We start from the raw sequence: 21454 nt of genomic DNA, 5'->3' as shown, positions 1-21454 counted from the left end.
AGATCACTGGTGTACTCGCCCCCTCCTGACCCGGACACCGAACAGCGCATGCGTGCCCACCACGCACACGCCGCCATGGCCCTGGCCGTACAGGTGGAGCCGGGCGGGGAGTTCTGGGGGTGGGCCGGTCGCACCCTGGGTGCTCCGGCGCGTACGACTGCCGGCCAGCCGGTCTGGCTGCGGCTCGTGTCCACACGGACGGACAAGGCAGCCGGGAAGCTATGGGACGGCGCCGCCGACGCACAGCGCGCCTTCGGTGACCTCGACGGGCACCGGCCCGCCCTCCTGGGCGTCCACGACGTCGTCGACGACCACGCCGCCTACCGGGCGGAGCTGTCGGAGCGCGTCGATGAGCCGGTCCTGTCCGACGATCCGATCCTCCAGCACGACCCCAAGCTGCCGGATTCCTGGTGGACAGACCTCACCGAGGCGCTGGAGAAGGTGTCGGCCGCCGACACGGACCGCGTCGCCGTACGCCAGCAGTACATGGACCGGGCCGTCCCCGAGTTCGTCGGCATCCCGGCCCCGCCCGCGCCCGGCGTCAGCATCGCCCACGCGGACCTGCACTGGGCGAACCTCGCCGCGCCTCTGCGGATCCTTGATTGGGAGGCCTGGGGGCGAGCTCCGGTGGGCTTCGATGGCGCCACCCTCTATGCCTACTCGCTGCTCCGGCCGGACACCGCCGCCCGTGTCCGCACCGCCTTCCCCGTCTTGGGTACCCCGGCCGGCCTCGCTGCCGAAGCGACCGTGTGCGCCATGCTCCTGCAGACGGTGAGCCGCGGCGACAACCTCGCCCTCGATGGCCCACTCCGCAACTGGGCGCAGGAACTGCGCTGCCGCTGATCTGGAGAACGGGGCGGCCGGCGGGGCCGGATCCGCGCGGACGTGCGGGCAGCGTCTCGCGATCCGGGGCCCGGCGTAATCCCCCAATCGGTTTGCCTGCTTTCGCGTCGAAAAATATCTAAATCTTCCCGCCCTGTTTGCGGACTTTATCCACAGGAGAACCGTTTTAGCGTTGCCGTCCGGCGTGGGTGTCCGCTTCAGGCGGCACCGTCGCGCCTTACGCACACCCGGTACGAAGGGCGTTGGACGGCATGGCGCAGACGAAGTTCGACAGGCAGGTTGAGGAGACCACCGAAGCCCTCGCGTTCGGCATCGGCCGGTTCCTGGGCGGCCGGGACATGGACGGTGTGAAGCGGACCGACGCCACGTTCTGGCACCCCGGTACCCGCGTCCTGCCGAAGGTCGAAGGCAGTGTGGCCCGTTCGTCGTACCGGGCCGGGTGGCAGCGCCTCGCCCTCCGGATGACCTTCCTCAGCGCGGCCGGCTCGGGCGGCTGGTGGACGTGGGAGAACCAGGAGACCGCCCGGTTCTGGTGGGAGCACCGGGACGCCACCCTCCAGACGCTCCAGCCGGGCGGGATCGGCGCGGCCTCCGCCGCGGCCGTCGGCGGTCTGGCATACGGGCTGCTGACCCGTGAGCGGCGGGAGCTGATGCGCGAGTGGGTGACGCCGCTGCACCTGGCGCTCGCGCAGCCGCTGGGGATCGCGGAGCAGACCGACCCGCGCCGCTACCTCCACGTGCCGAAGAACTTCAGCGACGACGACGCGCAGATACGCGTCGACCTGCCGGTGCACCTGCGGTTCTCCCGCGACCTGGTCGCCGACCTCATCACCCAGAAACTCGCCCTGGAGGGCGTGACGTTCTCCTGGAACCCGGCCGGACGCAAGCCGCACCTGCTGGTGAAGAAGACCCGCAAGCCCCCGAAGAAGGCCGCCTTCAAGGACGCGTCCATACGCGACCTGGTCGCGAAAGCCCCGGAGTCCGCGCCGGTCATCGGCATCGGCACCGGCGGCAAGACCGTCAGCGTGGACCTGGACGCCGAATCGCCGCACATCCTGGTCAACGCGAGCACGGGTGGCGGCAAGTCGGTGACCCTGTGCTGCATCGCCTGCCAGATGCTCCGCCACGGCTCGCTCGTGTACATCCTCGACACCAAGCGGATTTCCCACCCGTGGGCGAACGGCATACCCGGCGTTACCTACTGCCGCGACATCGCCGACATCCACGACGCCCTGATCGAGCTCGGCATGGAAGGCCGGCGCCGGGTGCGCGTCGCCGACGAACTCGGCATCGGCGCCGACCCGGACGCCATCGGCCCGCGGCTGCTGATCCTCCTCGAAGAGGTCAACGCCACGATGAAGCAGCTGGCGCGCTACTGGGAGCGGATCCGTGAGTCTGGCGACCCGAAGGTCTCCCCGGCCATCGACGCGCTCAACGAGATCCTCTACATGGGCCGCCAGGTCCGCATGCACGTGCTCCTGGTCGCCCAGTCCGCCACCGCCCGCGCTCTGGGAGGCCCGGAGGTTCGCGAGCAGTTTGCCACCCGCATCCTCGCCCGCTACAGCGTGAACGCCTGGCGCATGCTCGCCCCCGAGGTCCACCCGGCGCCGAAGTCCACCAAGCACCCCGGCCGTGCCCAGGTCGTCATCGGCGGCACCGCCCGGGAGACGCAGGTGCTGTTCTTCACCGACGCCGAAGCCCGCGAGTGGGCCACCAGCCGACCGCCGTCCCGGGGGAAGAAGACGCCCGCCGTCCCGGCGACGCCTGCCCCTGTGCAGCTCCCGGGGCCCGCTGAGGACCCGCAGGCCACCCAGACGCAGCCTTCCTCCACCGGCCCGGAGGCGCCGACACAGGACGCCCTGCCCGCGCAGCGGGCTACCGCCGCCGACCCGGCCGACATCACCGCAACGGCAACCCCGCCGGCGAATCCGGCCCCGGTCAACGACCAGGCGGTGGGACTGCGGCAGGCCCACGAAGAGCACCTGCCGGAGATCACCGTCGCCGCCCTGCGCTACGCCCGTGCCAACGACCGCAGCTTCCCGGCCCCGGCGGGCAAGCGCGGCGCCGAACTCCTCTACCGGGTCGGCGATCTGAAGCGCTGGGCACGCAACCGGCCCCGCTCTGCCGTCGGTTCCACCGACCTGGACTGACAGCCCCGCAGGCCGCCGACGTCCGCGGCCCGGCTGTCTGGCCCCGGCCACCACTGATCCCCGCCTGGAGAACACCCGGTTCACCAGGCACCGCACAGAAAAGGAACACGCACCATGTTCAAGACGACCGCGAAGACCACACTCCCCGACCTGCTGCGCCTGACCGACCCCGGCATCCGCGAGCGGCTTCAGACGCTGCCCGCCTCCGAGGTCCTCATCGGTCTCGGCACCGACGGGCAGCCGGTGTCCGTCGACCTGGACACCGAATCGCCGCACGTCCTGGCCTGCACCGCCGGTGGCGGCGGCACCACGACCCTCCTGCGCACCCTCACCGCCCAGCTCCTGCGCCACGGCGCCCACGCCCTGGTCCTCGACCGCAAGCGGGTCTCCCACCGGTGGGCGAAGGGACTGCCGGCGGTGACGTACCGCGCCGACCTCGCCGACATCCACGACGCCCTGGTCGCACTCGCGGCCGAACTCAAGCGCCGTATCGACCACGCCGACCAGCACGGTGACGCCGACGACCTGCCGCGCCTGGCGGTGGTGTTCGAGGGAGCCGACCACACCCTGCGCAAGCTCACCCGCCACTGGGACACGGTCCGCCAGGAGGACGACCCGAAGACGTCCCCGGCCGTCGACGCCCTCCACGAGCTCCTCTTCGCGGGCCGCCAGGCACGCATCCACGTCCTCTTCGACGGCTACCCCACCGCCGGCACCCTTGGCCCGGGAGGGCACGAGCAGTTCTCCACCGTGCTCCTGGGGCGAGTTCCCACCAGCACCTTCACCCGCCTCGCCCCGCACATCGGCCCCGCCCCGAAGGCCAGCACGCACCGCGGGCGCTTCCATGCCGTGCAGGGCTTCACGGCCGACCAGACGCAGGTGCTGTTCTTGACTGACGCCGAAGCCGCCGCGTGGGTCACCGCCACGGCGGCCGGGGAGATCTGACCCGGCCCGGACAGACCACGGGCCCCAGGGAATCAGCGATGACATCCCTGGGGCCCGGCTCGGGGGTCACACCGGTCAACGACGCTGGTTCGAGTAGGTATCGTCCGAGGGCTGCTCGCCAGCAGTTTTTCGGGGTGTGGGGGCAGCCTGACACAGCGGGTGCGGGTGCCGCCCTTCGGGCCGCGGGCGGCCCTGCGGGTGGATTGCGGGCGTCCTTCGGACGCGTTCACCGCAATCCAGTCCGCGCAAGCGCGGACCGCTCCTGGCCTGCTCGCTGACGCTCGCGCACCGGCCAGGAGTGAAGTCCCCTGCTCGCTTTCGCTCGCGCACCGGGGACTTCAGCACCCGCACCCGCTGTGTCCCGCTTCCCCCACACCCCGCATCCGCGGGAACCCCCAGGGAGGCAGCCATGACGGCCTACACCATCCAGGCATTCCCGAACAACGCCACGCACAACGACATGCAGGACGTACGAGAGGTGTTCTGCGACGTCGGCCTGGAGGAGTTCGGCTCGCCGGTCCTGGCCGGCAGGCTCGACCTCGACCCGCTGTTCTACCGCGGCGGGCTCACGGAGGTGAGCCTCTGCCTGGACCCCCACGGACTGCGTCACCTCGGCTACGTGACCAGCGGGCCCCAGGCCGTGCAGCTGCTGCAGCAGGCGGTTGAACAGGACATCGACAGCGGAGCGTTTGCCACCTGCGTCGGCTACCGCCACGCCGCCCTGCAACGCAAGCGCCACACGCCGGCCAGATGACCATGACGCGTGTGCCGGGGCTTGGCAGCCGACTCCTGGCCGCCAAGCCCCAGCACGCGCGTATTGGACGGCCCTGCGGGCCGGGCCGCCCCTGAAGTGGCCTTCGGCCACGGGCGACCAGAAAAGGAAACCGGCCCATTGAAGTGCCCTTCGGGCACAGGCCGTACTTCCCGCCCTCCGGGCGGGGCGCTACGCGCCGGGCCCTTCAAAAGGCGCTACGCGCCTGGGCCCGCCCCTGCGGGGCAAAGGAGCGCGCTGCGCGCGCACGAGGCACGGCTCCACCGAGACCGCCGACCTGGCCTGATCCATCCTCAGCGCATGAGCTCTGACGGCGAAGCCGCACTACCGCGGCCGCCGGATGGGTAGCGTCGTTCAGCCGTAGATCGATCACAGGGGAGGACCGGCCATGAAGTGGAGCCCGACGGGGTGGGGCGCGAAGATCGTTGAGGGGGAGCGGGAATATTCGCTGCCCGTGGAGAAGTGGGGGCCGAAGGACGAAGCGATGGTGGCGATGGTCGACAGCCCCAAGCTGGTCCCCGTCACGAAGGTGCCGGGGTTCAAGGAACTGGTGCCGTACCACCGGGTGGTCTCGGTCCTGCCGGCCACGCCCGGGTGGAGGGTGCAGGCCGATCAGTTCGGACCCTTCGCGCCGTACACCGCGCCCATTGCCGCTTGGGTCATGGACGGGGAAGGCAAGTTCTGGCCCGTCATCGGCGTGAGCGAGCCCGAGGACGGGGGACCGCACCGGCCGTCGCCGGACGGTGAATACACGGTCCGCCCGCACCTCAGCAGCGGTAACAAGATCATCGCCCCGGACGCCTGACCACGCTGTCCGCTCACCGGTTCTGGGTCGAAGACGGACCTGCGGGGGAGGCCCCGGTCGTGCTCGGTCTCACCCGCTTCGGCAGCGCGTGAGACCGGGGCAGGTTCGGCCACGCGCGCAGACGACGACGGCCCGCTCCGGGTGGGAGCGGGCCGCAAGCTGGTGGTGTTGGTTCAGGCCGGGTGCGTGCGGTTGAGCAGCATCACGGCATACAGCGGGGAGTCCGGGAACGGCTGGCGCTCGCCGATCTTCTTGTATCCCCAGCCCTCGTACAGCGCCTGGAGCCGGGGCCGCTTGGTGTCCACCGTGAGCACGGCCAGGGCTTCTGGCCGGTCGGCGAGCAGCGCGGTGTGCAGCCGTTTGCCGAGTCCCTGCTTGCGCCATTTCGGCCTGAGCATCAGTTCCGAGACGGAGAACGTCGACGGGTCGGCCGGCTCTTCGGCCAGGTACTCGCGCCACCATTCGCGGCCCGGCTCGCCCGGCGCCCCGTAGGTGAACCCGATGGGCTCACCGTCCTCGTAGGCGATCACGCACGCGAATCCTTCACGGCCTCCCCAGTGGTCCACGAACCAGGGGAAGCGCTGTACGAACTCTTCGTGCCGCCGCTCGAAGTAGGCGTCGGCATGGACGTCAAGCAGGGTCTGCCGGATGTCGGGCAGGTCGTTGTGTCCGTAGCGGCGCAGGTCGATGGCGGGTGCCGTGGTCACGCGGGGCTCCATTCGGATCGGTAACGGTCGGCCCACTCGCGCGCCACGGTGGTGGAGGGCGCGAGCGTGAGGAGATCACGGTAGAAGTCGCCCAGCTGGACGCGCAGTCGGCCGGGCAGGGGGCTGCCGGACATCAGGGTGAAGGCGTCCTCGGTCGTGGCGCAGGCCTGTTCGGCGTCGCCCTGGTGGAGCTGGGCGATGGCGAGGTCCACGGTGGTCATGGCGCGGTTGCGCCGGTAGGGGGCCGGTAGCGCGGACAGGGCGCGGTGCGAGGCTGCTTCCGCTTCCGCGCTCTGTCCGAGACGGCTGCGGACGATCCCGGTCAGGGCGTGCAGTTCCGCGGGCCCGTAGAAGGCGATCCAGGACGGGCGGGGGCGTGCCTCGGTTCGCGTCAGGGCCTCTTCGGCGTATCCGATCGAGCGGATGGCGGCCTGCCGGTCGTCCCGGTAGGCGTGCCCGATTGCGGCCCGGGCGTGCGCGAGGGATCCGAACAGCGGATCGCGGCGCGTGATCGCGCAGGACTGAGCCGCCTGTGCCGCTGCGACACCTTCGGCGTAGTGACCGAGCTGGTGCGCAAGGATCGAGGTGGAGTTCCACACTCGCATGATTGCCACGGGGTCCTGCGACAGCCCGGCCAGCCTCAGCGCCTCGTTCACGTGGCTGCGGGCGCGATCGAGCTGGCGGGCGTCGATGCACGACCAGGCGGCGGCCGTGGTGTAGTCGGCGGCGACACCGAACAGCCGCTGCCGGATCGTCTGTGAGGCGGCGTGGTCCTGGAGGCCGACAGTCTCGGCTGCGCCGGCGAGCGCGGCGCGCTCGAGGGCGGCGTGTCCGCCGCGCTTCTGATCGAGCACGGTGAGCCGGTCCAGGCCGTCCCGCAGGCGGAGCACATCGGAGGTGCCCACCGTGGTGGGACGGGTGCCGGCGGCTGGCAGGGCGGTGGCTGCGAGCGCGGATGTGGCGGCGGTGCAAAAGCGGCGGCGGAGCATGACTGAGGGGTCCTCGTAGGGCGGGGCGGGCGTGCCGGGGGGATAGAAGCCGAGGCAGACGGGTGTGCAGCCGAATACTGCCGTGAGGGCGTCTCGCTGGCGCTCGTGCGGCCAGCGGGTTTTTCCGGTTACCCAGTTGCGGACCGTGCGGTCACCGACGGTCCCTTTGTGACCGGCCGCCTTCAGCTCATCGTTCACCCTGTCGGCCAACGTGCCCTGTTTGAAAGCGTGTTCGGTCATGTGGGCCTGCAACCGGAAATTTCCTTCCACGCACTCACCGTAGCCGCGTGATCATGCAGCGTGGACGGGTTGCGAGGATCCCACCCCCAGAAATTTCCGGTCACCGCGAGTAGCAACCAGCCCACTTTTCCTCACCGTTGACCTCGCTCCGGCGTTGGACTGGACACGCGCCCCGGTGAACGCCCAAGGCGCCGGCGGCCGTCTCTCGTTCCCCCGTGGGAGATGGCCGCCACAAGCAGCTTCCCGACCGCGAGCGCGAGGCACCCCGATATGACGACGCGCAGCACGCCGCCCAAGCCAGTTGCCGGCGCCTACGTCGACGCCCCGGCGATCCACCGCGAGCGGCTGAGCACACAGCAGCTCGCAGGCCGCTCGTGCTGCTGGTGCAGCGGAACCCCCGACCCCAGGTTCCCGGTGCCGATACTGCGCGACGACGCCCTGTACGCCTGCACCCCGTGCGCGTCCATGTACGGCGTCGCGGCCGTGGACGTCGACCAGTGACCCGCGCCGGCACCGACGACTTCCCGGCCGGGCTGGACGACTGGACCGCCCGCGACTGGGCGGACTACCGGGCCCGCATCGAAGACGGCGAGGGCAGCGTGAGGGCGATCGACGCCATCCAGCGCCGCCGTCGCCAGGCACAGAGCGAGACGTCGCAGGAGAGCGCCCGGTGACCGGCGCAACGGTGCCCCGCACAGCGTGGGCGGGTGACCTCGTACTGACAGGCCCCGAAGACAGCCATCTCCCAACCGTCCGACGAAGGGAATCTCCATGACGTACGGCAGCGACACCTACGGCGACCGCACCGCCGACGAATACGACGCCCTCTACAGCGACTTCGTGCCGCCGCCCGCGCAGATCCGATTACTGGCCAAGCTGGCAGGTGCCACGCCCGCCGTGGAGATCGGCTCCGGCACCGGGCGGGTCACCCTGCCGCTGGCCGAGCACGTTCCGGTCCTCGCGGTCGACGCGTCCGAGGAGATGACCCGCCAGCTGGCGAAGAAGACCGCCACCCTGCCCATCACCCCGATCACCGCAGACGCCGCCCACTACGTGGCCGGCCAGCGCGTCGATCTCGTATGCGCCCTGTTCAACACGTTCTTCCTGCTGGCCTCCGAGACAACCCAGCGGGCGTTCCTGCACAACGCGGCCCGCATGCTCACCGACACCGGCACGCTCCTGATCGAGACCTTCGTCCCGCGGCCCGGCCAGCGCCTGCCCGACGGACCGCATCCGGGAGTGTTCCCCGAGGGGCGCAGCGTGGTTGCGCTCAAGCGGCGGACCGTGGACACCGTGGTGGTCTTCGCCGCCGAAAACCACGACGACGAGCAGGAGTTCCACTACTCCGAGATCGTCCTGCGCGACGGAGAGCCGGTGCGCGTGCTGCCCGGCCAGATGCGCTACTGGCGGCCCGAGCAGATCGACGCGCTCGCCGGTGAGGCGGGGCTGCTGCTGCGGGAGCGGTGGGAGGACTGGGACCGCACCCCGTACGACACGGACACCAGCGCCCGCCACATCTCCCTGTACCGGCTCGCCGGACAGAGCCAGTAGCCAACACGACGGCCGCCGCACCCCGGGCACAGCGGGGTGCGGCGGCCGTCGTGCGCCGTCTGTCAGGCAGACAGGCCGTTTCGCATGGCTGCCTGGGCTGCGAGATCGCGGCAGAAGCCCCCGAAGTCCAGGCCGGCCTCCGCGAGCGCCATGGGATAGGTGCTGGTCTCGGTCATCCCGGGGGCGACGTTCGTCTCCAGGACGAAGACCTCCCCGTCCTCGGTGACGATCGCGTCCGTGCGCGACAGGTCCAGCAGCCCCAGCGCCTCGTGAGCGGCGACGGCCACCCGGGCGGCCTCCTGCGCCACTTCGGCGGACAGACGGGCCGGACAGTGGAACTCGACCGCGCCGGGCGTGTAGCGGGCGGTGTAGTCGTACAGGCCGTCCGCGACGATCTCCACCACGGGCAGCGCGCGCGGCCCGTCACCGAGATCGGCCACTGCCACGGCGATCTCCGTGCCCGTCACACGCCGCTCGATCAGCGCCTCATCGTGGTACGCGAAGCAGGCCATCAGGGCCTGCGGCAGGTCCTCCGCCAACTCCACCCGGCTCACGCCGAACGCGCTGCCGCACGCACGCGGCTTGACGAACAGCTCAAGACCCAGCCATTCCACCACCTGGGCCGTCAGCGCGGCCGCGCCCAGGTCGTGGAACGCCTGCTTCGGCAGCGTCACCGACTCAGGTGTCTTCAGCCCGGCCTGTTCCAGGATCGCCTTGGCGGTGGTCTTGTCGAACGCCGTACGGCACGCCTGCGGGCGGGCGCCGACATAGGGCACCCCGGCCAGCTCCAGGACCTCCTTTATGGTCCCGTCCTCCCCGGCGATGCCGTGCAGGACAGGGAAGACCACGCCCGGCGGGTCCTGTGCCAGTGCGGGCAGCAGGTCCTTGCCGACGTCGCGGAGTTCCACCTCGACCCCGGCCCGGCGCAGCGCGTCGGCCACCCTCGCCCCGGAGCGCAATGACACCTCGCGCTCCGGTGACAGACCCCCGGCGATGACGATGACGTTCAGGTCGCTCATGCTGATTCCGTTCCTCTGGCTGTCGGGGCGTCAGGAGTGGTCCGGGCCCGGGGTCTGCGGGCCTTGGCTGTGCGGGTGCGCGGTGGTGCCGAAGGTCTCCCACAGCTCCAGCTCGGTGCCGATCACCTCAGCCAGGGTCCCTACGCCCTCCCGGATGCGCTCCGGCGGCGGATAGCAGTACGACAGACGCATGGCCCGTCGGCCGGCGCCGTCGGCATAGAAGCCAGTGCCGGGCACGTAAGCCACCCTCGCCTGGACCGCCCGGGGCAGCATGGCCTTGGAGTCCAGCCCCTCAGGCAGCGTCACCCATACGAAGAAACCACCGCCCGGCCGCGTCCACGACACCCCCGCCGGCATGCGCTGCTCCAGGGCATCGAGCATCGCATCACGCCGCTCCCGGTACATCTCCCGGAACGCCTTCAGCTGCTCCTGCCACGGCTGGGTGCGCAGGTACCGGTCCACGGCGAGCTGGGCGAAAGCGGAGTGGGACAGCATCGCGCTCTCGGCAGCCAGCACCAGCTTGTCCCGCACCGCGGACGGCGCCAGCGCCCAGCCCACCCGCAGCCCCGGCGCCAGAGTCTTGGAGAACGACCCCAGATAGACAACGTCCGCGGGGGCATCAGCGCGCAGGGCCCGCATCGGCTCACCCTCCAGGTGCAGCAGGCCGTAGGGGTTGTCCTCCAGCACCAGCACCTTGGCCCGGCGGCACACCTCCAGGACGCGTAAACGCCGCTCAGCAGCCAGCGTGACACCGGCCGGGTTCTGGAAGGTGGGCACCGTGTAGAACAGCTTCGCCGGCCGCCCGGCGCGCTCCAGCCGGGCGAACGTCTCCGCCAACGCCTCGGGCAGCACCCCCCGCTCATCCATGGCCACGTGGACGGCACGGGCCTGGTACGCGGCGAACGTCCCCAAGGCGGTGACGTAGGTCGGGCCCTCGGTGACCACCGTGTCGCCCGGATCGAGGAACACGCGCGCGACCAGGTCCAGCGCCTGCTGCGAACCGACAGTGACCACCACGTCATCCGGGTGAGCGTCGATGCCCTCTTCGGCCATCACCGTGCAGATCGTCTCTCGCAGACTCGGATCTCCCTGGGCGGACCCGTACTGCAGCGCGACCTGCCCTCGCTCCGTCACCAGGTCGGCCATCAGCGCGGCCACGGCATCGATGGGCAGGGCACTCACGTTGGGCATCCCGCCAGCCAGCGACACGATCTCAGGGCGCGACGCCACCGCGAACAGGGCCCGCACCTCGGACGCGACCATCCCCGCCGCCCGCTGCGCGTAGTGGCCGAGCCATGGATCGGCACCCCACCGGGATGGTTCATCAGGCTGCATTCGCGCGCTCCCTGTCCGTCACCACTGGAGGTCACAGACACTACTGGCCCGCGCTCGACCACCGCGCCCGTATGAAACGCCGGTAACCGACGTTGCCCGGGCTCGCGCCCGGCTTTACGGGCGCTGTACCAACGGCCCGGGGCGTCGGGGGTGGGGGGCTTATTTGGTATCGGTGTAGTCCAAAAAGTCGGCGACGGCGGGGATGCCGCGGCGGCGGGCGAGTTTCTTGCGGAGGTCTTCCAGGGTGCTGGTGCCGCGTGCGGAGGTGACGCCGCCCATCCGGTCGACCGCCTCGTGGGCGGTGGCCACGGCGGCGTCGACGTCGCCGAGACCGAGGTGGGCTTCGGCGAGGCGGGCGAGGTAGATGGCGTGGCCGCGCGGGAAGGCGTCGCCGTTGTACGCCTCCTGGCTGGTGTGCGCGTCGGAGGCGTCCAGGAAGTGGCCGACAGCCCGTTTGGGGTGACCGAGATTCAGGGCGGAGCTGCCGATGAGCTGGTGGGCTTCCCCGAGGTTGTACCAGTAGACGCACGGGAGGTCGTCCTCGATGGGCCCGGCGTGCTGGTAGGCGTCCAGGGCTGCGTTGGCGGAGCGGTCGGCGGACCGGGTGTCGCCGGCGTGCGCGTGGGCGCGGCAGGCGCGGGCGTGCAGCATGGAGATCAGGCGGGGTGAGCCGATCCTCGGTGCCTGGGACAGGGCGGCCTCGATGAGGTCGACCGCGCCCCGGGGGTCGCCGGTCGAGTAGTGCTGGATGGCCCAGAACGCGAGGGTGTTGGCTGCGATCACGGGATCGTCGGCGCTGGCTGCGGCCCGCAGGGCTGTGGAGTAGTGGCGTTCGGCGGCGGCGGCCTTCCCGCTGTCGTAGGCCGTCCAGCCCGCACTGCGGGACGCTTCCGCCGCGACCCCGAAGAGACGGCGTTCGACGCCTTCGCCGAAGGACGCGTTTTTGAGGGTGGCGGTGATCAGCCGGAGTTCGGAGCGGGCCGCGTCGTAGACGTCGCCGGAGCCCACGGTGTCGTCGAGGCGGCGCAGGCTGTCGAGTCGGCGCTCGAAGTGGTCGGGGACGTCGGCGCCGATGTGGCGGCCGGCGGTGGGGGCGGCTCCGGCTGGGGCGGCGGCGGACCATTGCGCCACGGTGGTGCCCAGGGTGACGGACGTCGTGATCAGAAATTGCCTGCGGTCCACCGGACCTCCTGTGATCTCCAGTGCATGCACCGCGCCCGTGGTCGTCCACGGGAGGGTGAAGAGGGTGTGGTCCGGCAGGGCAAGAAGGAGCCAGCCCGGCCAGCCGTGGGCGTGGATCGCCTCGGGCGGGATGTTTTCGAGTGCGGCCATGGCGAGCTGGGTGTGGTAGTTGGGCGCGTAGATGCCCGCGATCCAGCGGGACGCCTTCTCCTTGCGGTACGCCAGCTGCCCGTATCCCATGCGCTGGTGCTGGTCGGCGACCCGGCACAGGTATGCCTCCGCGTTCTGGCCGCGCAGGGTCAGCAGGTAGGCCAGCGGGTGGCGTAAGGCGGCCTCGGCGTCAGCGGTCACGGACGACCCTCCCTTTCGCGGGCACGGGCGCCTCCAGTCTTCCGGCTCCCGGCGGGCGGGGGAAGGCCGCCCGGGGTGAACGGCAACCGGCGGCAACCACCCGCAACGGGCGGCAACGCCACTGGTCTAGGAGGCAGTTCACGCCTGCGGTGTCCTTGCACGGCTGCCCGTCAGGGCCGCGTCCGACGACGTGTCAGGAGGACCCCGATGGTGACCACGCTCCCCGCCGCCGCGGCGGCGCAGACCGGCCCCGGGCGGGCGGAGGTGCTCGACCAGGTCGCCCGGCTGATCGACCTGGAGGAGACGATGGTTGAGCAGATGCGGGCCGAAGCGCTCGGGGCGCCGACGCGCGGTGTCGTCGCGTACGGCGAGTACCAGTCCGGCGGCTGGTGGACCACGTCGCTGATGAACCACTCCGACTCTGGTGACCCGCACGACGTCGTCATCGGCGACGGACGACCACGCCCCACCTCCTTACTGGAGGCCATGCCCGCGACCGCGCGGTTCCTCGACTCGCTGGGGCTGGACTTCATGTACGTGCGCCTGGCCCGCCTGGAGCCCCACTCCTACCTGTGGGAACACCGCGACTACGCCGAACTGCGCGACACCGGCCGCCACCGCCTGCACATCCCGCTAGTCACCAACCCCTCCGCCGTCCTGGTCACCGCAGGGGCCCGGGTCCACATGGCGGCCGGGGCGCTGTGGAGGCTGACGCCCTCACAGGCGCACGGGGTGTGCAACACGACGGGCCCGGACCGGCTCCACCTGATCGCCGACGTGTACGCGGACGACGCCTATGAGGCGCTCGCCGCACGCCCGCACCTGCGCGACGGGGACGCGACGGACCTGCCGGAGATGACGGCGGCCGACCGGGCCGCGCTGATGGGGCGGGCCGGACAGCTCGCGGAACTCGGCTTCACCGACGCGGCGGAACAGACGCTCCTGCGCGCCTTCTACACCTACGCCCTGCCGGAGGGCGGCGCGTACGACCTGATCGCCGAACTCCACACGGGCCGCGGCCAGGACGCCGACGCGCGCCGGTGGCGCGAGGCGAAGGCGCACCTGCTCGCCCGCCCCTGACCCGGACCGATCCCCTTCACCCGAAAGGCAGGACACTGATGTCCACCTCGGTATCTCCACCGAGCGAGCTGACCGCGCTCGAGGAACTCGCGCACGCCCACCGGCCGGTGCAGCTCGCCGTCCTGGGCGACCTGGTCCACGCCCTGTCGGCCACCACGGCCGTCACCCACCTGCTGGTCCGCGGCTCGCTCGCCACCGGGACCGCTGACCGGCTCTCCGACGTCGACCTGGTCGTCGCCGTCCGCGACGACCGGCTGCCTGCCCTGATGGGGAACTTGGACGCGCTGATGTCCACCACGTTCGGCACGCTGCTGCCCGGCTGGCGGGACACCATCGTCGGCAACCTGGGCGGCGCCGGGTTCGTCTACCTACTGCCCCACGACGGCCATCTGCTCCAGCTCGACCTGTACCTGTGCCCGACCAGCGCGGTCGACGCGCTGCGCCGCAGGATCGGCCCCCGCCTGCTGTGGCAGGGCCCCGGCGCCGACGAACCCGCCGACGCCAGCACCCAGCAGCGCACGGCACAGGAACTCGCCCGGGCCGCACAGACGCCGGCGGACTGCGGCCAGCTCCTGGTCCAGGCGATGGTGCTGCACGCGATGCTCCGCAAGCGCCTGGCCCGGGGCCAGCAGTACATCGCCTACGGCCTCCTGCACGACCTGAACGCCACCTGCCGGGACGTCATCCGCACCGCGCTGGTCCCGCACTCCCGGCACCACGGCTGGTACCACCTGCACGACGAAGTCGGCCGCACCGCCACCGGCCGGGAGTGCCTGACCGAGCTGACCGAGGCGCTGACCAGCCCGCCGGTCCCCACCGTGGCGCAGGCCGACGACGCCCTGGACCGCATCGTGCGCCTCGCGCAGCGGATCGCCCCGCACGCCGCCGACTCGCTGACCGACCAGATCACCGCGTACCGCGCCTACCAGCAGCACGAGGAAGGACTGGCATGAACAGCACCGACCACGCCACGGATCTGACCGTGGCCCTGTTCGCCGGGGTCGTCCCGCCGGACGGCGAGGAACCGTTAGCGGAGGCGGCCGGCGCCGCCCTGGCCCGCGCCGGGTACGCCCTGCGGCACGGCGGCTACAACGGGCTGATGGAGGCCGCCGCGCGCGGCGCCGCCCGCCACGGCGTGCCGGTCACCGCGATCACGCTGGCCGACCGACCCGACTGGGGAGCGCTCAACCCGCACGTCACCACCACCGTGCACTCCCCGACCATGGGCAGTCGGCTGCACGCCTACCTCGATGACGCGGACCTGGTCGTGGCGATGGGCGGAGGGGTCGGCACGCTGCACGAACTGACCGCCGCCTTGTACTACGCCACCACGATCCGCTCCGTCCCCGTACGGCTGCTCGGGCCTGCCGCGTGCCGCCTGAGCGCGTTCCTGAGGGCGGAGGGATGGCTGACCGAGAGCCCGACCCGGCCGCTGGGCTTCCTGCGGGAACTCCCCGACATGGAAGCGCTCGCCGCCGACCTCAAGGCCCTGGACGCCGGGCGGTGCGAGCCATGACTCCGTCCACGTCTACCGCCCTCTTCGCGGAGAAGATCGCCACCGTCGCCTACCGGCCGGGCCCGTACCAGCTCCCCGACGGCGGCACGCTCGACAGCTACTTCGACCCCTACCGGCTGGCCGGCGACCCTCAGATGCTGACGGAGACCGCGGCCGCGCTCGCGGATCTGCTGCCCGACGGCACCGAGGCCCTGGCCGGTCCGGCGCTGGCCGGGGTCCCGCTGGTCACGGCGGTGTCCCTGCACACCGGTCTGCCCGCCGCCTTCCTGCGCCCGGCACCGAAGGGCCACGGCACGTGGCAGCAGATCGAGGGCGCCGACCTGGGAGGCCGGCGGACCGTCCTGCTGGACGACACCGCCCGCAGCGGCACCAGCCTCCTGCGCAGCGCCCGCCTGCTGCGCATCGGCGGCGCGCTGGTCGGCACGGCCGTGTGCGTCCTGGACCGGGACGCGGGCGCCACCGCCCTGCTCGCCGACCACCACCTGGTCCTGCGCGCCCTGGTCCGAGACCCGGACGGTGCCCGGTGACGGACTCCCGCCAAGCGGCACTGTTCGACCTGGACGGAGTGCTGCTGGACAGCGCCGACGCGGTGCGCTCCACCCTCGCGGCGGTCGCCACCTGCGCTCTCGGGCGCCGCGTGACGCCGGGCGACCTTCCGCCCGGCGCGCTGCGCCGCCCCCGCATCGAGGTCTTGGCGCTCCTGGACGTCGCCGATCCCGACGACGCGTGCGACCGCTGGTGGGACGGCGCCATGTCGGCCAACCCCGTGAAGCCGTTCCCCTGCGTGCTCTCCGGCCTGCTGGCCCTGCGCGCGCAGGGCACGGCCACCGGCGCGGTCACCCTCCAGGACCCCGACCGCCTGCGGTGGCTGCTGCCGCCGACGGTGGCCGAACTACTGGACGTCGTCATCACCCGCCAGGACACCCGGCCCAAACCGGCCCCGGACGGACTGCACGCCGCCCTGAGTCAGCTGGACGTCCCACCAGAACGCGCGGTGTACGTCGGGGACAGCCCCACCGACATGACCGCGGCCCGCGCCGCCGGAGTCGTCGCGCTCGGAGCGGTCTGGGGCTGGCACCCTCCCGCAGCCCTGCGCGCCGCCGGGGCCGATCACCTCCTGCCCGAGCCCGCCAGCATCGGACCGTCCCTGATGCACCACCTGCCCCTAATCGGCAGCACGTGACCCGACCGGCCCACTACAGTGGAGGGGCGCCCCTACAGGCGCCCCTTTGCACTTCTGATCCAGAGGACACAGGCGAATGCGCGTGATGCGGCGACGAGCACCCGGCGTCGAGCTGGAGCACTGAGGACCCCGTTCCTCAGCCCGACTCGCGGTCCGGCTCGGCGCGCACCCCATCACCCCGCCACCCGTTTCCTGAACCTCTGAGAGCTACCCCGATGCCTGTACCGCCCACCAGCGGCCGTCTGCAATGGACCGACGTCCCCACGCCCCTGCGCGCCCGCCTCGAAGACGCCCTCGGCTCATCCGTCACCGACACGGTCACTCCCGCAGGCGGCTTCGGCCACCAGCTCGCTGCCGCGCTCACCTTGGAGAGCGGCCGACGGGTCTTCGTCAAAGCGGCCCCCGACGACGACCCGCTGACCGCTGCCAACGTCCACGAGGCCGACGTCCTGGACGCGCTGCCGCCCGGCGCTCCGGTCCCGAACCTACTGGGCATCCATCGCGGGGCCGACTGGACGGCCGTCGTCATCGCCCACCTGGACGGACCGCACCCCGACTTCTCTCCGCAGTCCGGTGATGCCGAACAGACGTGGGCGCTGCTGGACAAGCTCACCTCCAGCCCGGCCCCGGCCTCCTACGCCGCCGCGGTGAGCACCATGCCCTCAACAGCGGCCAGTCTGCACGGCTGGGACGAACTGCTTGCCGATCCGTCGGCCGACCTCGCCCCCGCCGCCCGCGACCGCCTTCCACAGCTCACCGAACTCGAAGCCGCCTGGCCCGCCCTCGCGCACGGCGACCGCATCGTCCACGGCGACCTGCGGGCCGACAACATGGTCCGCGACCACCACCTTGGCGTGACCTTCGTGGACTGGGCACACGCCACCACCGGCCCGGCCTGCGTCGACGCCGCCTCCCTCGCCCCGCAACTCATCCTCGCCGGACACGCACCCGCAGACGTCGCCCGGCTGCTCCGCGACCACCCCGCCACTGCCAGGAACTCCGACACCACCACCGCGTTCCTCGCCGCGCTCACCGGCCACTGGCACCGCAACGCCCGCAAGCCCGCACCCCCCGGCGCCCCCGGACTGCGCGCCTACCAACACCGAGCCGCGGCCGCCGGCCTCGCGCTCCTCGGCTACCGCCTGAACTGATGAAGCGGCAGATGCCCGCTCTCGCCTGAAGGGGGAGCAGCCCAAGATTCCCAGGGGCTACACGCACACCAGTGCGATGCCGCCGACTCCGGGCCCACGGCATCGCACTGGAGTGCGTGTAGCCCCTGGGGCGGTGCCGCTGACCCCGGGTCAGCGGAAGACCCCGGGCCGCACAGCGTGCCCGGGGTCCTGTCTGCCAGCGTCACATCGCCCCCAACTTCGGTCCATGGGCGGCGGCGTGACCTGGTGCACTCACAAGTCGTCGGGTGCGCTGCCCACCCATGCGATCGACTGGCCCTCGCTGTTGCGGCCCCAGTGCGGTTCCTCCAGCGAGGTCTCGTGACCGTCGGGCAGGACGCAGACCCGTCCCCAGCGGCCGTGTTTGCCCGCACAGATCCCGGTGAGCCCGGCCAAGTCGCCGTCGCGCACGGCCCGGTCGTAGCGGTCCTGGAACGGCTGGAGGCGGGCGCACAGCTCCATGCCGAACTGCGTCTCCGCCGCCTCGACCCGCGCCCTCGCCTCCTGCACCCCAGGGTCGGACAACACGAACGAGATGACCTTCTCCGCCTCCGCGAAGGCGCTGTTGCGGACGTGCCGCCGCACGGCCTCCTGCACACGCCGCTCTTCCTCGGGTACGGGCATCACGCGACGCCTTCCTCTACCGCAGCCGCCCACTCCAGCCCAAGGCCGGCCAGCGCACGCAGCTTGTCGACGGTCAGCTTGGCCCGACGGCTCTTACTGTTGCTGAGGAACACCCCCAGCTTCACCTCCGACCCGTCCGGCAACGCCTCTACATGGGCCCTAGGGACCGTCACAGACCCCGTACGCGCCTTGTACTGCACCAGGGCCGCAACGCCCCTCTCGAATGCGCTCACGGGCGCCGTGGACGGCTCCGCGGACACGACCGGCTCCACCGCAGCCGGGGCCGGGGCCAGCGGGACGACGCCGACGCCCTCCAGGCGCTCGCGCTGACCCTCCGCCAGGTCCGCCCACACCTCGGGCTTTTGCTGCCGGGCCAGCCACTTCCCCACATCCATCCCGTGGACCGTGAACCCCGGCAGAACCTCCGCCGGGCCGTCCTCGTCACGCACCAGCTCGCGCAGCGCGGCGAAATGCCTCTGCCACTCCGCCGGCCACTCCGGGTTCCAGTCCTCATCGACCGCCAGGAGCGCGGCCTCCCACTCCGGCTTGTCGGCGAGCGCACCCGGCCGCCGCAAATTGGAGAGCCACTGTCCTACCGGCTTGTCCAGGGCCACGGCGGACCTCGGAGCACAGAGGGTCCAGTGGTCTTCGTAGTACACCCGGGCCGCCGCCAGGTTCTCCTGGAACCGCTCATCGGCGACCGACCAGACCATGCCCAGCTTCTCCAGCCGCTGCGCCCGCTTGCCGGTCATCTGCCCGGCCCCGTACGCCCGTCGCTGTTCCGACACCCATGTCCCCAGCGGAAACATCCCCTCCCGGTGTTCATAGGGCACGCGGGCATGAAGCTCGCGCTCCGAGAAGTTCTTGAGCGCCTGCCAGCCCCTCGCCCAGTCCTGCCGCTCCGTGTCGATGACGTTGAAGGAAACCCAGTCCGCGACCATCACCGGGTCACGCGGAGCCGCAAAACGAAGCAGCAGACGCGATTCTTCCTCACCCTTCTCGGGCGCCGTGCCGATGTTCGTCGACGGCTCCACCATGGCCTTCTGAGGCTCCTGGGGGATCGCCAACAGCTCCACGGCCTCTTCATCGTGAGCCCGAAGACCTTCGAGAACCCTCACCAGAGGGCGGTAAGACCCGGAGGTGAACATATCCTCGGGCTCTTCTCCCGGCTGCAAGAAAATCGGCACAATCAGAGAAGCCAACTTGCCCTCTCCGGGCTTCTGCCGAAGAGCGCGCCCAATGGCCTGCACGATATCGTGCGGCGCTCCCTTGGGATCCAAAAGGGCCACGGAATCCACGGCGCGAATATCAACGCCCTCACCCAATACGCGGCAATTCGAGAGAATCGCACGCAGCGCCGTAGACCCGAACTTGCCCAGAACTCCCCGCCGGCGCTCAGGCACGTGCTCCCCGCACAGCCAGTCAGCCCAGATCTCCGCCGGGTACCGCTCCGGCTGATCCTCGTGCAACCGGGCCGCCACGCGCTCCAGGCCCTCCGCGTAAGCCTGAGCCTCTATGGTCCGGTGGTGGAAGGTGATGCACGTCTGCAAGGAATGCCTGGCCATGGTGTGCAGGAGCGCCGCCTGGAGCGCCCCGAGGCGCTGCCCGCGCACCTCCTCGCTGCGCCGGTCCTCGCCCATCAGCCGCTCAGGCGTGACGACCGGGTCCTGCAGCTCCAGCACGATGATCTGATACCGCGCCAGCAGCCCCCTGGACACGGCCGACGCCAGCGACAGCTTGTACAGGACGGGCCCGAAGACTTCCTCATCGTCCATGGAGGCCGCCATCTCCTGCGGCAGCGGGTCCCGCACGCCCTCGGCAACCTCCCAGTTCGGGGGCCGCTCCTGCCAGATCCGCGGCGTCGCCGTCAGATACAGCCGGCGCGCCGCCGGGATGACGTCCTGGTCGTGCACGGCCGCCCAGGCCTTACCCATCGAACCGCTGGTCCGGTGCGCCTCATCGACACACACCAGGTCCATCGCAGCGAGCTTCTGCCCGTACACGCCCTCGAAGGCCTCCGCCAGGACCCCGAGGCTGGCGTACGTGGCGAAGATGATGACCTGCCCGGTGCCGTGCCACAGCGCCAATTGCACGGGGTTGGTGGTGGACCGGACTTTCAGCGCCCACAATTCCGGGTCGTCCTGGAGCGAGCACACCGCGACCGCAGGCCCCTTGTGCCCGGCCGCATTCCACGCCTGAACCGTCTGGCTCAGCAAATCCAGCGTCGGCACCAGAACGAGAATGCGCCCCTTGGGTGCGAGCCGCTTTGCCGCCGAAGCCGCGATGATGGTCTTTCCCGTCCCGCACGCGGCGTGCACCTGACCGCGCAGACCATTGGCGGGGATTCCACCCGGCGGGATATCGAGGCCGCGCACAATGGCGGCAACGGCCTCAATCTGGTGTTCACGCAGTTTCACGGCCATTCCCGTGTTCTCCTTTTCGCGGAATGCTGCCCGCAATCTGAAAGGGAATCCCGGAGGGTGAGGGGTCCGGGGTGGTGTTGCTGTCTGTCCCCAGACTCTACACAGCCAGCCCCTGTGATGCATCACCCTTGCGACAGGTTCGCCCTCCCGGATGACACTTGGCTGATTCTCCCCCATGACGCCGGGTCAGAGTGTATGCTGACGGGGTGTCGTCAGATTGACCGTTCGGGCAGTTGAGAGCAGGGGAGGGGTTCGGGTGGAGCGTAAGCGGAGCCCGTCACTGCGATGGGGCCGGCACTTGTCGGGCCGACGATCCGTCACAGCCGTTGCGGGGGTGGTGGCCTAGAACCCCAGGAGCTACACAGGCCCGCGCGTGATGCACCTTCCCCTGTTGCCAGCCGCGGCGACCGCGCTTGCGCGGGTGCCCTCAATTCGCGCTTGCGCGAATTGACTTCCTTTCGGAATTCCGTTTACGGAATTCCATTCCGGCGCTTGCGCCGGAATTCGAATTGCGCTTGCGCAATTCGCGCTCTATGCCCCGGCTTGCCGGGGCATATCCCGCTCCGCGGG

General features: G+C 71.0%; 21 protein-coding genes. 14 read left to right on the top strand and 7 right to left on the bottom strand.

Annotated elements, in window-relative coordinates; translation table 11 throughout:
• Positions 1–9 precede the first annotated feature (9 nt).
• The 5 genes from C4B68_RS40055 to C4B68_RS40035 all read left to right on the top strand — a co-directional run bounded on the left by C4B68_RS40055 (position 10) and on the right by C4B68_RS40035 (position 5515).
• Positions 10–843 carry a hypothetical protein gene (locus C4B68_RS40055; protein ID WP_099505228.1) on the top strand — a complete coding sequence of 278 codons (834 nt, stop codon included), beginning with the start codon at positions 10–12 and terminating at the stop codon, positions 841–843.
• A gap of 251 nt (positions 844–1094) precedes the next feature.
• Positions 1095–2993, top strand: coding sequence for an ATP-binding protein (locus C4B68_RS42605; protein ID WP_180289355.1), 1899 nt, complete (start codon positions 1095–1097; stop codon positions 2991–2993).
• A 114-nt stretch (positions 2994–3107) separates the two neighbouring features.
• Positions 3108–3938 carry a hypothetical protein gene (locus C4B68_RS40045; protein WP_099505229.1) on the top strand — a complete coding sequence of 277 codons (831 nt, stop codon included), beginning with the start codon at positions 3108–3110 and terminating at the stop codon, positions 3936–3938.
• A gap of 409 nt (positions 3939–4347) precedes the next feature.
• Entirely contained in the window at positions 4348–4692 is a 345-nt protein-coding gene (locus C4B68_RS40040; protein WP_099505230.1) for a hypothetical protein, read from the top strand.
• A gap of 406 nt (positions 4693–5098) precedes the next feature.
• Positions 5099–5515 carry a hypothetical protein gene (locus C4B68_RS40035; protein ID WP_099505231.1) on the top strand — a complete coding sequence of 139 codons (417 nt, stop codon included), beginning with the start codon at positions 5099–5101 and terminating at the stop codon, positions 5513–5515.
• 173 nt (positions 5516–5688) lie between these two features.
• On the opposite strand, the gene C4B68_RS40030 is transcribed toward C4B68_RS40035, so the two are convergent.
• On the bottom strand, positions 5689–6234 hold the full coding sequence (locus tag C4B68_RS40030; protein WP_099505232.1) for a GNAT family N-acetyltransferase: 546 nt from the start codon (positions 6232–6234) through the stop codon (positions 5689–5691).
• On the bottom strand, positions 6219–7481 hold the full coding sequence (locus C4B68_RS40025; protein ID WP_240634782.1) for an NsdA family TPR-like regulatory protein: 1263 nt from the start codon (positions 7479–7481) through the stop codon (positions 6219–6221). Before C4B68_RS40025 ends, C4B68_RS40030 begins: the two co-directional genes overlap by 16 nt.
• Positions 7482–7721: 240 nt before the next feature.
• Between C4B68_RS40025 and C4B68_RS40020 the strand changes: the two genes are divergently transcribed.
• The 3 genes from C4B68_RS40020 (at position 7722) to C4B68_RS40015 (ending at position 9002) form a co-directional block, all read left to right on the top strand.
• Entirely contained in the window at positions 7722–7952 is a 231-nt protein-coding gene (locus tag C4B68_RS40020; RefSeq protein ID WP_099505233.1) for a hypothetical protein, read from the top strand.
• The gene (locus C4B68_RS42290; RefSeq protein WP_167459350.1) at positions 7949–8125 is read left to right on the top strand and encodes a hypothetical protein; all 177 of its coding nucleotides are present in this window, start codon (positions 7949–7951) and stop codon (positions 8123–8125) included. Before C4B68_RS40020 ends, C4B68_RS42290 begins: the two co-directional genes overlap by 4 nt.
• 97 nt (positions 8126–8222) lie before the next feature.
• A complete protein-coding gene (locus tag C4B68_RS40015; RefSeq protein WP_099505234.1) occupies positions 8223–9002 on the top strand; it encodes a class I SAM-dependent methyltransferase in 780 nt (259 codons plus the stop codon).
• 62 nt (positions 9003–9064) lie between these two features.
• Here the strand turns inward: C4B68_RS40015 and C4B68_RS40010 are convergent, their stop codons facing one another.
• The 3 genes from C4B68_RS40010 to C4B68_RS40000 form a co-directional block, all read right to left on the bottom strand.
• A complete protein-coding gene (locus C4B68_RS40010; protein ID WP_099505235.1) occupies positions 9065–10021 on the bottom strand; it encodes a D-alanine--D-alanine ligase family protein in 957 nt (318 codons plus the stop codon).
• A gap of 30 nt (positions 10022–10051) precedes the next feature.
• Positions 10052–11356: an aminotransferase-like domain-containing protein gene (locus C4B68_RS40005; protein ID WP_099505236.1), complete on the bottom strand. Its 1305-nt coding sequence runs from the start codon at positions 11354–11356 to the stop codon at positions 10052–10054.
• Between the two features lie 159 nt (positions 11357–11515).
• Positions 11516–12889: an NsdA family TPR-like regulatory protein gene (locus C4B68_RS40000; RefSeq protein ID WP_240634781.1), complete on the bottom strand. Its 1374-nt coding sequence runs from the start codon at positions 12887–12889 to the stop codon at positions 11516–11518.
• Positions 12890–13096: 207 nt separating this feature from the next.
• Between C4B68_RS40000 and C4B68_RS39995 the strand changes: the two genes are divergently transcribed.
• From C4B68_RS39995 to C4B68_RS39970, 6 genes are all read left to right on the top strand, one after another.
• Positions 13097–13969 (top strand): aspartyl/asparaginyl beta-hydroxylase domain-containing protein, encoded by an 873-nt coding sequence (locus C4B68_RS39995; protein ID WP_099505237.1) that lies wholly within the window; start codon positions 13097–13099, stop codon positions 13967–13969.
• Between the two features lie 38 nt (positions 13970–14007).
• Positions 14008–14922, top strand: coding sequence for a nucleotidyltransferase domain-containing protein (locus tag C4B68_RS39990; RefSeq protein ID WP_099505238.1), 915 nt, complete (start codon positions 14008–14010; stop codon positions 14920–14922).
• Entirely contained in the window at positions 14919–15485 is a 567-nt protein-coding gene (locus tag C4B68_RS39985; protein WP_099505239.1) for an SLOG cluster 4 domain-containing protein, read from the top strand. The genes C4B68_RS39990 and C4B68_RS39985 overlap by 4 nt, the downstream gene beginning before the upstream one ends.
• A complete protein-coding gene (locus tag C4B68_RS39980) occupies positions 15482–16012 on the top strand; it encodes an orotate phosphoribosyltransferase (protein ID WP_099505240.1) in 531 nt (176 codons plus the stop codon). The genes C4B68_RS39985 and C4B68_RS39980 overlap by 4 nt, the downstream gene beginning before the upstream one ends.
• Positions 16009–16668 carry an HAD family hydrolase gene (locus C4B68_RS39975; RefSeq protein ID WP_099505241.1) on the top strand — a complete coding sequence of 220 codons (660 nt, stop codon included), beginning with the start codon at positions 16009–16011 and terminating at the stop codon, positions 16666–16668. Before C4B68_RS39980 ends, C4B68_RS39975 begins: the two co-directional genes overlap by 4 nt.
• Positions 16669–16883: 215 nt before the next feature.
• Entirely contained in the window at positions 16884–17819 is a 936-nt protein-coding gene (locus tag C4B68_RS39970; protein ID WP_099505242.1) for a phosphotransferase family protein, read from the top strand.
• A 252-nt stretch (positions 17820–18071) separates the two neighbouring features.
• Here the strand turns inward: C4B68_RS39970 and C4B68_RS39965 are convergent, their stop codons facing one another.
• Both C4B68_RS39965 and C4B68_RS39960 read right to left on the bottom strand, forming a co-directional pair.
• Positions 18072–18461 (bottom strand): hypothetical protein, encoded by a 390-nt coding sequence (locus C4B68_RS39965; protein WP_099505243.1) that lies wholly within the window; start codon positions 18459–18461, stop codon positions 18072–18074.
• Positions 18461–20884 (bottom strand): DEAD/DEAH box helicase, encoded by a 2424-nt coding sequence (locus tag C4B68_RS39960; protein WP_099505244.1) that lies wholly within the window; start codon positions 20882–20884, stop codon positions 18461–18463. Before C4B68_RS39960 ends, C4B68_RS39965 begins: the two co-directional genes overlap by 1 nt.
• Positions 20885–21454 lie beyond the last annotated feature (570 nt).

The organism is Streptomyces dengpaensis (assembly GCF_002946835.1).
GTDB classification, from domain to species: domain Bacteria; phylum Actinomycetota; class Actinomycetes; order Streptomycetales; family Streptomycetaceae; genus Streptomyces; species Streptomyces dengpaensis.
The sequence above is the reverse complement of the archived record's forward strand: the minus strand, read 5'-3'. Positions and strand labels throughout refer to the sequence as shown.

Excerpts from the sequence above, each read along its gene's own strand:
- C4B68_RS42605 (WP_180289355.1), top strand. The coding sequence starts at position 1,095 with ATGGCGCAGACGAAGTTCGACAGGCAGGTTGAGGAGACCACCGAAGCC.
- C4B68_RS40045 (WP_099505229.1), top strand. The coding sequence starts at position 3,108 with ATGTTCAAGACGACCGCGAAGACCACACTCCCCGACCTGCTGCGCCTG.
- C4B68_RS40040 (WP_099505230.1), top strand. The coding sequence starts at position 4,348 with ATGACGGCCTACACCATCCAGGCATTCCCGAACAACGCCACGCACAAC.
- C4B68_RS40035 (WP_099505231.1), top strand. The coding sequence starts at position 5,099 with ATGAAGTGGAGCCCGACGGGGTGGGGCGCGAAGATCGTTGAGGGGGAG.
- C4B68_RS40030 (WP_099505232.1), bottom strand. The coding sequence starts at position 6,234 with ATGGAGCCCCGCGTGACCACGGCACCCGCCATCGACCTGCGCCGCTAC.
- C4B68_RS40020 (WP_099505233.1), top strand. The coding sequence starts at position 7,722 with ATGACGACGCGCAGCACGCCGCCCAAGCCAGTTGCCGGCGCCTACGTC.
- C4B68_RS40015 (WP_099505234.1), top strand. The coding sequence starts at position 8,223 with ATGACGTACGGCAGCGACACCTACGGCGACCGCACCGCCGACGAATAC.
- C4B68_RS40010 (WP_099505235.1), bottom strand. The coding sequence starts at position 10,021 with ATGAGCGACCTGAACGTCATCGTCATCGCCGGGGGTCTGTCACCGGAG.
- C4B68_RS40005 (WP_099505236.1), bottom strand. The coding sequence starts at position 11,356 with ATGCAGCCTGATGAACCATCCCGGTGGGGTGCCGATCCATGGCTCGGC.
- C4B68_RS39995 (WP_099505237.1), top strand. The coding sequence starts at position 13,097 with ATGGTGACCACGCTCCCCGCCGCCGCGGCGGCGCAGACCGGCCCCGGG.
- C4B68_RS39990 (WP_099505238.1), top strand. The coding sequence starts at position 14,008 with ATGTCCACCTCGGTATCTCCACCGAGCGAGCTGACCGCGCTCGAGGAA.
- C4B68_RS39985 (WP_099505239.1), top strand. The coding sequence starts at position 14,919 with ATGAACAGCACCGACCACGCCACGGATCTGACCGTGGCCCTGTTCGCC.
- C4B68_RS39980 (WP_099505240.1), top strand. The coding sequence starts at position 15,482 with ATGACTCCGTCCACGTCTACCGCCCTCTTCGCGGAGAAGATCGCCACC.
- C4B68_RS39970 (WP_099505242.1), top strand. The coding sequence starts at position 16,884 with ATGCCTGTACCGCCCACCAGCGGCCGTCTGCAATGGACCGACGTCCCC.
- C4B68_RS39965 (WP_099505243.1), bottom strand. The coding sequence starts at position 18,461 with ATGCCCGTACCCGAGGAAGAGCGGCGTGTGCAGGAGGCCGTGCGGCGG.
- C4B68_RS39960 (WP_099505244.1), bottom strand. The coding sequence starts at position 20,884 with ATGGCCGTGAAACTGCGTGAACACCAGATTGAGGCCGTTGCCGCCATT.